12 protein-coding genes are annotated in these 12,328 nt (G+C 68.2%); 4 read left to right on the top strand and 8 right to left on the bottom strand.

Annotated features, from left to right (window positions below; translation table 11 throughout):
* Positions 1-5: 5 nt before the first annotated feature.
* From H5368_RS12105 to H5368_RS12095, 3 genes are read left to right on the top strand one after another with little or no spacing between them, the layout of a single operon-like run.
* Positions 6-866, top strand: coding sequence for an A24 family peptidase (locus H5368_RS12105; protein WP_182824944.1), 861 nt, complete (start codon positions 6-8; stop codon positions 864-866).
* A gap of 1 nt (position 867) precedes the next feature.
* Entirely contained in the window at positions 868-1,485 is a 618-nt protein-coding gene (gene coaE, locus H5368_RS12100; protein WP_182824942.1) for a dephospho-CoA kinase, read from the top strand.
* A 5-nt stretch (positions 1,486-1,490) separates the two neighbouring features.
* Positions 1,491-1,757, top strand: a complete 267-nt coding sequence (locus H5368_RS12095) for a hypothetical protein (RefSeq protein ID WP_182824940.1) — start codon at positions 1,491-1,493, stop codon at positions 1,755-1,757.
* A gap of 11 nt (positions 1,758-1,768) precedes the next feature.
* On the opposite strand, the gene H5368_RS12090 is transcribed toward H5368_RS12095, so the two are convergent.
* The 6 genes from H5368_RS12090 to H5368_RS12065 all read right to left on the bottom strand — a co-directional run bounded on the left by H5368_RS12090 (position 1,769) and on the right by H5368_RS12065 (position 9,242).
* Entirely contained in the window at positions 1,769-2,239 is a 471-nt protein-coding gene (locus tag H5368_RS12090; protein ID WP_182824938.1) for a hypothetical protein, read from the bottom strand.
* The gene (locus H5368_RS12085; protein ID WP_182824936.1) at positions 2,236-3,768 is read right to left on the bottom strand and encodes a DUF2235 domain-containing protein; all 1,533 of its coding nucleotides are present in this window, start codon (positions 3,766-3,768) and stop codon (positions 2,236-2,238) included. Before H5368_RS12085 ends, H5368_RS12090 begins: the two co-directional genes overlap by 4 nt.
* Positions 3,769-3,798: 30 nt before the next feature.
* Positions 3,799-4,422: a hypothetical protein gene (locus tag H5368_RS12080; protein ID WP_182824934.1), complete on the bottom strand. Its 624-nt coding sequence runs from the start codon at positions 4,420-4,422 to the stop codon at positions 3,799-3,801.
* Positions 4,423-4,505: 83 nt separating this feature from the next.
* Positions 4,506-5,471 carry a Nudix family hydrolase gene (locus H5368_RS12075; RefSeq protein WP_182824932.1) on the bottom strand — a complete coding sequence of 322 codons (966 nt, stop codon included), beginning with the start codon at positions 5,469-5,471 and terminating at the stop codon, positions 4,506-4,508.
* 78 nt (positions 5,472-5,549) lie between these two features.
* A complete protein-coding gene (gene secA, locus H5368_RS12070) occupies positions 5,550-8,276 on the bottom strand; it encodes a preprotein translocase subunit SecA (protein WP_182824930.1) in 2,727 nt (908 codons plus the stop codon).
* Positions 8,277-8,429: 153 nt separating this feature from the next.
* Entirely contained in the window at positions 8,430-9,242 is an 813-nt protein-coding gene (locus H5368_RS12065; protein WP_182825301.1) for a M23 family metallopeptidase, read from the bottom strand.
* Between the two features lie 120 nt (positions 9,243-9,362).
* On the opposite strand from H5368_RS12065, the gene H5368_RS12060 reads away from it, so the two are divergent.
* Entirely contained in the window at positions 9,363-9,788 is a 426-nt protein-coding gene (locus H5368_RS12060) for a DciA family protein (protein WP_182824928.1), read from the top strand.
* 104 nt (positions 9,789-9,892) lie between these two features.
* Here H5368_RS12060 and lpxC read toward each other — a convergent pair whose 3' ends face one another.
* Together lpxC and ftsZ are read right to left on the bottom strand one after the other, a co-directional pair.
* Positions 9,893-10,801, bottom strand: coding sequence for a UDP-3-O-acyl-N-acetylglucosamine deacetylase (gene lpxC / locus H5368_RS12055; protein ID WP_182824926.1), 909 nt, complete (start codon positions 10,799-10,801; stop codon positions 9,893-9,895).
* Between the two features lie 180 nt (positions 10,802-10,981).
* A complete protein-coding gene (ftsZ, locus tag H5368_RS12050) occupies positions 10,982-12,223 on the bottom strand; it encodes a cell division protein FtsZ (RefSeq protein ID WP_182824924.1) in 1,242 nt (413 codons plus the stop codon).
* Positions 12,224-12,328 lie beyond the last annotated feature (105 nt).

Below are 12,328 nucleotides of genomic sequence, written 5' to 3'. Positions count from 1 at the left end.
ACCGCATGTCCTTCCTCGGCGACAACCCCGAACTGGGCTACCCGGTGGTCGCAGGCCTCGGCCTGCTGGTCGGCAGCTTCCTCAACGTGGTGATCCTGCGCCTGCCCAGGCGCATGGAGTGGGAGTGGAAGCGCGACAGCCGCGAGATGCTCGGCGAGCCGGAGATGTACGACCCGCCGCCGCCGGGCATCGTGGTGGAGCGCTCGCACTGCCCGCACTGCGGCCACCAGCTCAGCTGGTTCGAGAACATCCCGGTGTTCAGCTGGCTGGCGCTGCGCGGCAAGTGCCGCTCATGCCACGCGCCCATTTCCGCGCAGTACCCGGCGGTCGAACTGCTGACGATGCTGCTGATGGTGCTGTGCGTGTGGCGCTTCGGCTTCGGCTGGCAGGGCTTCGGCGCCGCCCTGCTCACCTGTTTCCTGATCGCACTGTCGGGCATCGACCTGCGCACGCAGCTGCTGCCTGATTCGCTGACCTTGCCGCTGATGTGGCTTGGGCTGATCGCGGCGGTGGAGAACCTGTATGTCACGCCCAAGGCGGCGCTGCTCGGCGCCATTGCCGGCTACGTGAGCCTGTGGTCGGTGTGGTGGGTGTTCAAGCAGGTCACCGGCAAGGAAGGCATGGGTCACGGCGACTTCAAGCTGCTGGCCGCACTGGGCGCGTGGTGCGGCCTGGCCGGCGTGCTGCCGACCATCCTGATGTCGTCGCTGGTGGGCGCCATCGTTGGCGGCGCGTGGCTGGCCATGAAGGGCCGCGACCGCGCCACGCCGATTCCGTTTGGCCCGTTCCTGGCCATCGCCGGCTGGATCGTGTTCATGTGGGGCGATTACATCATCGGCAGCTACCGGGCGTACGCCGGCTTTTGAGATGGCCGACTACACCATCGCCCTGACTGGCGGCATCGCTTCCGGCAAATCGGAAGTGGAGCGCCGCTTCGGCGCCTTGGGCATCACCGTCGCCGACGCCGACCAGGCGTCCCGCGACGTCGTCGCCCGTGACACCGACGGTCTTGCTGAGATCGTGGCGGCGTTCGGCGTGAACGCCTTGGATGCCGGTGGTGACCTCGACCGCCCCGCCATGCGCCGCCTGGTCTTCAACGACGATGCCGCGCGCCAGCGCCTGGAAGCCATCATCCATCCGCGCGTGCGCCTGGCACTGCGCGCTGCATGCGCGGCCGCGCCCGGCCCCTACGCCATCGCCGCCATCCCGCTGCTCGCCGAGGGCGGCCGCGGCGCGTACCCCTGGCTGCATCGCGTGCTGGTGGTCGACGTGCCGGTGGACGTGCAGCTGGCGCGCCTGCTGCGCCGCGATGGCATCGACGAGGCGCTGGCTTGGAAGATGATCCGCGCACAGGCCAGCCGCGTGGAGCGCCTGGCGATTGCCGACGATGTCATCGTCAATGACGGGCCGTTGGAGGCGCTGGACGGGGCAGTGGCTGCGCTCCACGGGCGCTATCTGGAACTGGCACGCGTACCGGCGCCGTGAGGCGGATGCGGCTGCCCGCCGGGCTGGCGAGCCTGGGCGTGATGCTTGGCTATGCCGCCCTGATCCCCCTGTACCCGGGATTCGGCCTGCTGCAGCCGCGTGGCGGCCTGGTCATGCTCACCATCTCGCTCGCCATCGCCAATACCCTGGTCTGGCTGGCCGGGAATCCGGCGTTCAGCGCCCACGCGCGCTTCCAGCTGGGCGTGGCGGGTTGGATCTGGATCCTGGTGCAGGCGGGCGCGCAGGTGTATCTGCACGCGGTGGCTGGCTGAGGAGGCCTTCGCTACGGGCTGGTCCCGCGTCGCAGGGCGACTGCCTGGTACCCGCGGTGGTCATCGCGACCCTGCGGACGCTCCACGCGGGCGCACAGGCGCTCGCCGCACAGCGTGAGGTCTGCGGCGTTGACCGCTTCGAGGAGGACAAGGTCGCGCCCCATGGCGTCGATCTCGCGCCTGGCTGAAGACAGGGCCAGCGTTGCGCCGGCAACGGCGACCAGTGCGCCGAACAGCAGCGCGGCCGACGCGATCCAGAGAAGCCGGTAGCCCGATACGCCTGCGGCAGCCTGCGCAGCCGCTGCCTGCCTGCGCTCGGCTCCGAGCATGCTGGCCGCGGCGGTGACCTCGCGTCGGAATTCGGCGCTCGTGCGTTCCAGGTGCTCGACCGCGCGCGTGCTCCGCTCGTCGAGACGCCCGGCCACGACGGCCAGTTGCAGCGCGAACTCGCGCTGATCGGGATCGGCCTGCAACCGGGTCATGGGTGCAGCATCGCCGGCGCGCCCTGCCCTGGCGCGGCGGGCAGATGCGGTTGAAGCGCCCGCTCCTGCTCCCGTTCTGCCCGCAGGCCCAGGCTGGCGTGGTCGTTGTCGCCCCCGTATGTGGCCGACCAGGCTTGACCGAGCCGCAGGCCCGACCTGAACGCCTGGCCCGCCGGTGTCTGCAGATAGGCGTCGGCCACCGCGGACATGCTGGCCGTCCCCTGGCGCTTCGCGGCGTCGGCAAGCCGGTCGAACAGGACCTCCACGGTGTTGCGCGCCACCAGCACCTCCGCCCGCATGGGCAGGGTGGAACGCGCCGCGACGTGGTCGAGGAGGGTCGGCTCGCGCGCGTGCATCCGGTCGAGGGCGGCCAGCGCGGCATCCATCTTGGGATCGGTGCCGCCCGGTGTACGCCCGCGCTCCACGTAGCGCCACGGCAGGCTGGCAGCGAGCGCGTGGTCGACCGGATCCCTCGCGCAGGGATCGCGGGCCGGCACGGTGCACCCGGGCGACAGGTCGTCGTGGATGCGACGCTCGCCGTTGCGGCGGTAGTGGCCGGTATCGATGACGCCGAGCTGGTGCTGGTCGGAGCTGTGGATGACGTACATGCGCGGGTCGAGCGGCACAGGCACCTTTTGCAGCAGCGGCGCACCGAACAGGGCGTTGAGGTAGTCCACGTCCATGTTCCGCACGCGCCGGGACGCGCCGTCGATCAGGTACCCGCCGCCGACGTCGGCGTGCGCGCCGGGCACGAAGAAGTTGGCGACGCGGCCGCGCTCCGACAGTCCGTCTGGCAGGTGGCGGGTGGCATCGAACAACCCGCGCGCTTCGTGCAGGGCGGTGAACCCCAATGCGCTGATATTCGAACTCGGGAATGCCCGCGGTTGGTCCTTGATGGAGGCGGCGACGGGGTCGTGGATGATCGCGACCTGCACCGTGCGGCCGGGTGGCACCAGCGCCGGGCGATCGGCGTACTTGATGCTGGTGAGCAGGCCTTCGGAGTCAAGGACAACCTGGGCGCCCTTCGTGCTGAGAATGCCTCGTTCGTGAATCAATCGCTGCAACGCGGGTACCTGTTCCGCTCCGCGACTGAAACCGATCCCTACGATGTGAATCCGCACATCGGGATCTTCTTCGATCCACTTGGTCGCCTGTGCGCAGAACTGGTAATACGCGTGCTCGACCCGCCGCTCGAAGGTGACACCGCTGATGCCATCGGTTGCCTTGGTCACCCCGTGCTCTTGAGTGCCGATTCCTTCAACGTAGTGGACCGCGATTTGCCGGTGCTCCAACGATTCAATGTCAACTTTTAGGCGGCCAACGATGGTGTGCTGTGCTGGGGTGTCTTTGTAGATGCTGTTGCCAGTGCCATCCATCGCAGCCACGAACACACGATCAAAGGGTGTCCCCAGCAGGAATGGTGCACGCAGCTGCGACAGTCGGTCTTCTGCCATTCGCAAGTGCGCCAACTCGCTCTTCGTCGCCCGTCTGGCTTGGATGCCGTCAGGTGTCAGCCTGTAGTCAGTCATGCAATCCTCCTTGATTGCAGTCGGTCGCTATCAGTAGGTCTGCGTGTGGACGAGCACCACCCCGGAGTGCTGGTCACTGTGGAGATTCCCCGGATCTTTCAGCTCCTTCAGTGCCATCCACGTGCTCATGTACACACTGATAGTCCGATCATTCACCACGAGGATGATGCCGGGATATGGAATGTGACTGTCTTCGAGAATGTCCTCGCGCGCCACCGTATGTCGCACCATGCGATCTGCAAAGATCTCCGCCATGTCCACGCTGGCTGTCAGTGACGTTCCATCCTCGGACACCCACGTCACTTCAGCAGGTGGCGGGAAGTTCCTGATCGGCCCGCGCCCTGCGCGCAGGACTTTCTCGAGCGGTCTGCCCAAGGATTCGAATGACGGACCTGGCCGCTCGACTCCATGAGGCCGACCCGCATAGAAGATCATGCAGCTCTGGACGCTGAAGCAATGCGTCCCGAACTGATGCCAAACAAACCACAACGGCCAATCCGCCACGGTTCCGGTGAACGGACCATGCCCCGGGGGCGGCGTCATCGGATCGAATTCGGGCTCCACCGCATTGCATCCCTGCAGCAGCGTGGCGCCGGTCAGTACGGCGGTAAGCAAGGCCGCCAGGCCTGCGCGCCGGTGGTGGCATCTGCGCATGCGTCCATGTCCTTATGGTCTGCGCCCGAAGCTAGAGAGGCCCGGCGGGGGCGTCAAGTCGGGATTGTCCGCGCGTCACAGTTTCAGCGCGGTGGCTGCGCCCAGAGCCCGCGGATAGCCGCGATACCCTGCCCCCCGTGGCGCCTGGCGACCTCGATGTCCCCCGATCCCATGCCACCAATGGCATACATGGGCAACGCCACGCCCTCGCGAAGTTCGGCGAACCGCGCCCAGCCGATGCCCTTCTGGCCGGGGTGGCTCTCAGTCGCCATCACCGGGCCTGCGACGCAAAAATCACAGCCCAGGCGCGCGGCGTGCAGCAACTCGCCCGCGTCGTGGCAGGAGGCGGCCAGCGCCGCACCGTCCGCCAGTTGCGGGCGCTCGCCGAGCGCAGCCAACTGCGCGGCGCGCAGGTGCAGGCCGGTACCCAGCTCACGCGCAAGCTCGGCATCGCCGTTGACGAGCAGTTCGGCGCCCGCCCGCTGGCAACGTTCAAGGGCGGCGGCAGCCAGCGTGCGCACGCGCGCCGGCTCCAGCCCGGGCAGGCGCAGCTGCACGCGTGCAATGCCGGTCGCGAGCGAAGCGTCCAGGGCCTCCAGCCAGGGGCCGTCGACAAGGGCGGCGACGCCCGCGGCGGGCGGCGGGGTGACCAGATAGCGATCCGGCTGGTGCAACGCCGCCACTACCGGAATATCCGCGGGCGGCATGGCATAGGTGTGCAGCTTTTCCAGCGGCACCCAGGCCAGCGCCTGGCCTTCGCGGCCGCGCGGCACGCCCTGCCAGCGCGCAATGCGGCGCACGTCGAGGCGCAGGCGCTTGCCGGGATACGCCTGCGGCACGGTGATCAGCGGCGCGCCGACGGTGGCGTTGATGCCGAGTTCTTCGTGCAATTCGCGCGCGAGCGCGGCGTCGGCTTCCTCGCCGGGTTCGCGCTTGCCGCCAGGGAATTCCCACAGGCCGGCGAAGTCGCGGTTCACGGTGCGGCGGGTGAGCAGCACCCGGCCCCGCGCGTCGCTCAGCACGCCGGCAACCACGTCGGTCACCTTCATGCCGCGGCCCTCGTCCCCCGCATCAGCGGAGGTAGATGCCCGGCGTGCGGACGGGGGTGCTCCCGCGGTGACATCCCGTCAGGCGAGCTGCCCATGGCAATGCTTGTACTTCTTGCCGCTGCCACAGGGACAGGCTTCGTTGCGTCCAACGCGCGGCACGTCGGGCGGGCCGTCGAGCTGGTAGTCGGGGGTGGCGGCTTCTTCGTCGGCGCCGTAGCCGCCAACATCGGCGTGCTGGAACTGCAGGTTGCGCGCTTGCGCTTCGGCCTGCTGGCGCTCCATCGCTTCCATTGCGGCCACTTCTTCCTCGCTGCGCACGCGCACGCGGGCGAGCATGGTGATGACTTCGCGCTTCACCTTGTCGAGCAGCTCGGAGAACAGCTCGAAGGCTTCCTTCTTGTACTCCTGCTTGGGCTGCTTCTGGGCGTAGCCGCGCAGGTGGATGCCCTGGCGCAGGTAGTCCATGCGCGCGAGGTGCTGCTTCCAGTTGTCGTCGAGCACGCTGAGCATGATGTGCTTCTCCAGCATGCGCATGGTCTCGGCGCCGACCGAGGCTTCCTTGTCGGCGAACACCTTGGCCATCACGTCCTGGACATGGTTCTGGATGCCCTCGGCGTCGAGTTCCGACTGCGCATTGGCCCACTGCACCAGGTCCAGCTGCTGGCCGAAGTCGGCGTCGAGCGCGGCCTGCAGGCCCGGGAGGTCCCACTGCTCGTCGATCGAATCCGGCGGCACGAAGCGGTCCACCAGTTCGCCCACCACGTCGCCGCGGATGCCGGCGACGTTGTCGCGGATGCTCTCGGCGTCCAGCAGCTCGTCGCGCTGGGCGTAGATCACCTTGCGCTGGTCGTTGTTGACGTCGTCGAAGTCGAGCAGGTTCTTGCGGATGTCGAAGTTGTGCGCCTCGACCTTGCGCTGCGCGTTGGCGATCTGCTTCGAGACCAGCGGGCTCTCGATGATGTCGTCTTCCTTCAGCCCCATGCGCGCCATGACCTTCTGCACCCAGTCGGCGGCGAAGATGCGCATCAGGTTGTCTTCGAGCGACAGGTAGAAGCGGCTGGAGCCCGGGTCGCCCTGGCGGCCGGAGCGGCCACGCAGCTGGTTGTCGATGCGGCGCGATTCGTGGCGCTCGGTGCCGACGATGTGCAGCCCGCCGGCTGCCTTCACCGCGTCGTGGCGCTGCTGCCAGGCCGCCTTGAGCCGCGCGCGGGTGGCGTCGTCGATCTCGCCCTGCTCGGCCTCGAGCGCGGCGATCTCGGCTTCCAGCGAGCCGCCGAGCACGATGTCGGTGCCGCGGCCGGCCATGTTGGTGGCGATGGTGACCGCGCCCGGCGCACCGGCGTTGGCCACGATCTGCGCCTCGCGCTCGTGCTGCTTGGCGTTCAGCACCTCATGGTGGATGCCGGCCTCGGTGAGCTGCTGGCTGAGCATCTCGGAGACTTCGATCGACGTGGTGCCGACCAGCACCGGCTGCTGGCGCGCGTGCGCGTCCTTCAGCTCATTGATCACCGCGCGGTACTTGCCCACCCGGTTGAGGAACACCGCATCCGGGTGGTCCTTGCGCACCATTTCGCGGTTGGTGGGGATGACCACCACTTCCAGGTTGTAGATGGACTGGAATTCGAACGCTTCGGTATCGGCGGTGCCGGTCATGCCGGCGAGCTTGCCGTACATGCGGAACAGGTTCTGGAAGGTGATGCTGGCGAGCGTCTGGTTCTCGCGCTGCACCGGCACGCCTTCCTTGGCCTCGACCGCCTGGTGCAGGCCGTCGGACCAGCGGCGCCCGGTGAGGGTGCGGCCGGTGAACTCGTCCACGATCACCACTTCGCCGTCGCGCACGATGTAATCGACGTCGCGCTGGTAGATGGCGTGCGCGCGCAGCGCGGCATTGAGGTGGTGCACCACGTGGATGTTCTGCGGCGCGTACAGGCCGTCGTCCTCACCGAGGATCCCGGCGACGCGCAGCAGGTTTTCGGCGTGTTCCTGGCCGGACTCGGACAGGTGCACCTGCTTGCCCTTTTCATCCACCCAGTAGTCGCCCTCGCTCTCTTCCTTCTCCTGGCGGCTGAGCGAAGGCACGATGCGGTTGACCTTGATGTACAGCTCGGGCGAGTCGTCGGACGGGCCGGAGATGATCAGCGGCGTGCGCGCCTCGTCGATCAGAATCGAGTCGACCTCGTCGATGATGGCGTAGTGCAGGCCGCGCTGGTGGCGCTGGTCCTTCGACAACGCCATGTTGTCGCGCAGGTAGTCGAAGCCGAATTCGTTGTTGGTGCCGTAGGTGATGTCGGCGGCATAGGCGGCGGCCTTGTCGCCGTGCGGCATGCCCGGGTACACCACGCCGACCGACAGGCCCAGCCAGTTGTACAGCCGGCCCATCCACGCCGAGTCGCGGCGCGCCAGGTAGTCGTTGACGGTGACCACGTGCACGCCCTTGCCCTCGAGCGCGTTGAGGTAGGTGGGCAGCGTGCCGACCAGGGTCTTGCCCTCGCCGGTGCGCATCTCGGCGATCTTGCCGGTGTGCAGCACCATGCCGCCGACCAGCTGCACGTCGTAGTGGCGCATGCCGAGCACCCGGACCGAGGCCTCGCGGCAGACGGCGAAGGCTTCCGGCAGCAGCTTGTCGAGCGACTCGCCCTTGGCGATGCGCTCGCGGAATTCGGGGGTCTTGGCCTGCAACTCGGCGTCGGAGAGCGCCTGCATCTGCGCTTCGAACGCATTGACCTTGGCGACAACCTTGTTGAACTGTCCGACGACGCGTTCGTTGCGGCTGCCGAAGACGCTGGTGAGCAGGCGATTGAGCATGGATTGACCGTTGCTGTGAAGAGTGGCCCGGGGAGTACACCGGGATGTCATGGTTCCGGAAACAGGAAAAGGGCGCGGGGCGCCCTTCTCTGCTGGCGGCGACATTGTACCGTGGGGGTCTGCAGGCCGCCTATCAAGCCCCCCGGGGCAGGATCAGCCGCGCTTGGCAACCATCTGCTGGTCGCCGAGGAACTGGCGCGGGTTGGCGACGCGGCCGTTTTCCCAGACCTCGAAATGCACGTGCGCGCCGGTGCTGCGGCCGGTGGAACCGGCACGCGCGATCTGCTGGCCCACGCGCACCAGGTCGCCCACCCGCACCACGTTGCGCGAGTTGTGCGCGTAGCGGGTCACGTAGCCGTTGCCGTGGTCCACCTCGACCACGTTGCCGTAGCCCGAGCGCACGCCGGAATAGCTGACCACGCCATCGGCCACCGACATCACCGCGTCGCCGGTGTTGGCGTCGAAATCGATGCCCTTGTGGTACGCGGCGCCACCGCCGAACGGATCGGCACGGCGGCCGAAGCCGGAGGTGATGTAGCTGGCGGCCACCGGCGAACGCGAAGGCACGGCGTTGCGGTCGAGTTCGCGGTTGAACAGGAGCGATTCCAGCACCGAGAGCTGGCTGCCGGCGCCGGCGAGGTCGGAATCCGCCTGCGCGATGCCCTCGCGCAGCTCGGTCGCCGGCATGTCGCCGACCGGGCCGTAGCCGCCCACGCCCACCGGGCGATTGAAATCGAATTCACCGTCGCCGAGCTGGGCCACGCGGGTCAGGCGGTCGCCAAGCGCGTTGAGGCGGTTGGCCTGCGCCTGCAGCTCGCCCAGTCGCGCGGCCAGTGCATTCACCTCGCGCTGCGCGGCGCGGCGGGTGTCGTCGAGACGGGCGTCCTGCGCCTGCACCTGCGCCTGCAGGGTGTTCACGTGCCCGGCCTGCAGCCCCGCACCGAGGGTGGCGCCGACCACCAGCATGGCGGCGGCGGCGGCGAGCGGCTTGCGTCCGGCCACGCGCGCGACCCGCAGGGCGCTGCGGCGGGCGTACTGCAGGAGCCAGTCCTGCGAATGTTGAAGTGAGCGGTGTAGAGTCATCAGATGTCCAGGTCCAGGTCCAAACAGGCAATCCCCCGAGGTCCACGCGCTGCCCTCGACGCGCTTCTGGCCGATACCGCCGGCCGTCCGATCCAGCGCGCCTTGTGGCTCGACGCTCTGGATCGCCTGCTCCGTCCCCACTTGCCACCTTCACTGGCCGCGCACGCGCGGCTTGCAAATGTGGATGGCGCGAAGCTGGTCTATCTGGTGGATTCGCCGATCTGGAACGCCAAGCTGAGGCTTGCCGCTCCGGCGCTCCTCGATGCCGCCCGATCAAACGGACTCGACGTCGACGAGCTCAAGGTCAGGACCACCACCCAGCCGCTCCTCCCGCCTGCGCGGGTCGAAACAACCGTACTTCCCCTGTCGGCGACCGCCCCGGAATCGCTGCGAGCCGCCTTGGCATCCTTGCGCGACGGGACATCCTAAACGTCGAGGCAGCGTGAAAAGTTAACGAAACCGGTGTTTCCGGTCTCATTTCGTTAATTTTTCGTGAAATTGTGACCCGGGTTGCCCGGTTCAGCTGCGCAGGTTCAGGCCGGTTGCAGGGCGCCGTAGACCACCGGGCCGGTGCCGGTTTCGGGAAACGTCACTTCTTCCCAGGCCGAACGGTCGGCCAGCAGCGCACGCACCAGAGTGTTGTTCAGCGCATGCCCGGACTTGAAACCCTCGAAGGCGCCGATCACCGGATGCCCGGCGAGGTACAGGTCGCCCACCGCGTCGAGGATCTTGTGGCGCACGAATTCATCGGCGTAGCGCAGGCCGTCGTCGTTGAGCACCCGGAAGTCGTCGAGCACGATCGCGTTGTCCATCGAGCCACCCAGGCCGAGGTTGCGGTCGCGCATGTATTCAAGGTCGTGCATGAAGCCGAAGGTCCGCGCGCGGCTGACCTCGCGGATGTAGTTCTCGGTGGAAAATTCCACCTCGGCGCGCGACTGGCTGGTCGGGATGGCCGGGTGGTTGAACTCGATGGTGAAGCCCAGGCGGAAGCCGTCATAGGGCTCGAAGCGCGCGATCTTGTCGCCGTCGCGCACCTCCACCGGGCGCTTGATGCGGATGAAGCGCTTGGGCGCGTCCTGCTCCACGATGCCCGCCGACTGCAGCAGGAACACGAACGGGCCGGACGAGCCGTCCATGATCGGCACCTCGGCCGCGGACAGCTCGATCATGATGTTGTCGATGCCGAGGCCGGCGAGCGCCGACATCAGGTGCTCGACCGTCTGCACCTTGGCCCCGCCCTGCGCCAGGCCGGTGCACAGCGTGGTCTCGCTGACCAGCACGGCGTCGGCCGGGATCTCGACAGGCGGCTCCATGTCCACGCGGCGGAACACGATGCCGGCGTCGGGCGCGGCCGGACGCATGGTCAGGTACACCTTTTCGCCGCTGTGCAGCCCCACGCCGGTGGCGCGGGTGACATTCTTGATGGTGCGCTGCTGGACCATGGGGGCTCGGTGGGAACGCCGGCGTCGCAACGCGGCAAATGAAAGCGGCTCGCAATCTAGCATGCGCGCCGCTCGACCTGAACGGAAGCAGCCCCTCCCCCGCAAACGGGGAGGCGGCCCAACCCACCAGACCACCCCCCCGTCCTTCGCGCCTTCGCGAGAAAAACCGCTCCAGCCCCCTCAATCCGCCTGGCGCCGCAGGAACGCCGGAATATCCAGGTAGCTGTCGCTGCCGAAGTCCGCCACCGCCGGGGTCGCCGCCGCCGGCTCCGCCGAGCCGCGGCGCAGGCCGAAGCCGCCCACCGCGGACGCCGGTGCCACCGCATGGCCGTCATCCTCTTCGATGAACATGCCGGTGGTGCCGTCGCGACGGCCCTGGGTGTTGATCAGCTGCACGTGCGGACGCTGGCGCGGGGATTCGCCGAAGGCGGCGTCGCGGCCGCCGGCCTGGCGCACGTGGCCGCGGTTGAGACCCGTGGCCACGACAGTGACGCGGACCTCGTCCTGCATGTCCGGGTCGAGCACGGTGCCGATGACGATGGTCGCGTCCTCGCTGGCGAAGTTCTCCACGGTGCGGCCGACTTCGTCGAACTCGCTCATGGTGAAGTCCGGGCCGGCGGTGATGTTGACCAGGATGCCGTTGGCGCCGGCCAGGTTGACGTCGTCGAGCAGCGGGTTCTGGATCGCGGCCTCGGCGGCAGCCTGGGCGCGGTCGTCGCCGCGTGCGGTGCCGGTGCCCATCATCGCCAGGCCCATCTCGCTCATCACGGTGCGCACGTCGGCGAAGTCGACGTTGATCAGGCCCGGGCGCACGATCAGGTCGGCGATGCCCTGCACGGCGCCGAGCAGCACGTCATTCGCCGCGCGGAAGGCCTGCACCATGGTGGCGTTGCGGCCGAGCACGGTGATCAGCTTCTCGTTGGGGATGGTGATCAGCGAGTCGCAGTGCTGGCTCAGGTCCTCGATGCCCTTGAGCGCGACCTGCATGCGGCGGCGGCCTTCGAACGGGAACGGCTTGGTGACCACGGCGACGGTCAGGATGCCCATCTCCTTGGCCAGCTGGGCCACCACGGGTGCCGCACCGGTGCCGGTGCCGCCGCCCATGCCGGCGGTGATGAACACCATGTCCGCGCCCTGCAGCGCCGCCATGATCTGGTCGCGGTCCTCGAGCGCGGCCTGGCGGCCGACCTCCGGGTTCGCGCCCGCGCCCAGGCCCTTGGTGACGCCGGTGCCGAGCTGCAGCTGCAGGCGCGCGCCGCAGGTGCGGATGGCCTGCGCGTCGGTGTTGGCGGTGATGAATTCCACCCCGTCCACGCTGCCGTTGACCATGTGCGCGACCGCGTTGCCGCCGCCGCCACCCACGCCAATGACCTTGATGACCGCGTTGGGGGCCATTTTTTCAACCAGTTCGAAGTGCGCCATGTCCGTGTCCTTTATGTAGTTATGTGTTGCTGGTGTCGTGTCGCGGTGCCGCCAGGTGCTGCAAACTGCGTTTTCGTTTTCGTCGTCGCCTCGCCCTCGGGGGTC

The organism is Luteimonas sp. MC1782 (assembly GCF_014164605.1).
In the GTDB taxonomy this organism is placed as follows: Bacteria; Pseudomonadota; Gammaproteobacteria; order Xanthomonadales; family Xanthomonadaceae; genus Luteimonas.
The sequence above is the reverse complement of the archived record's forward strand: the minus strand, read 5'-3'. Positions and strand labels throughout refer to the sequence as shown.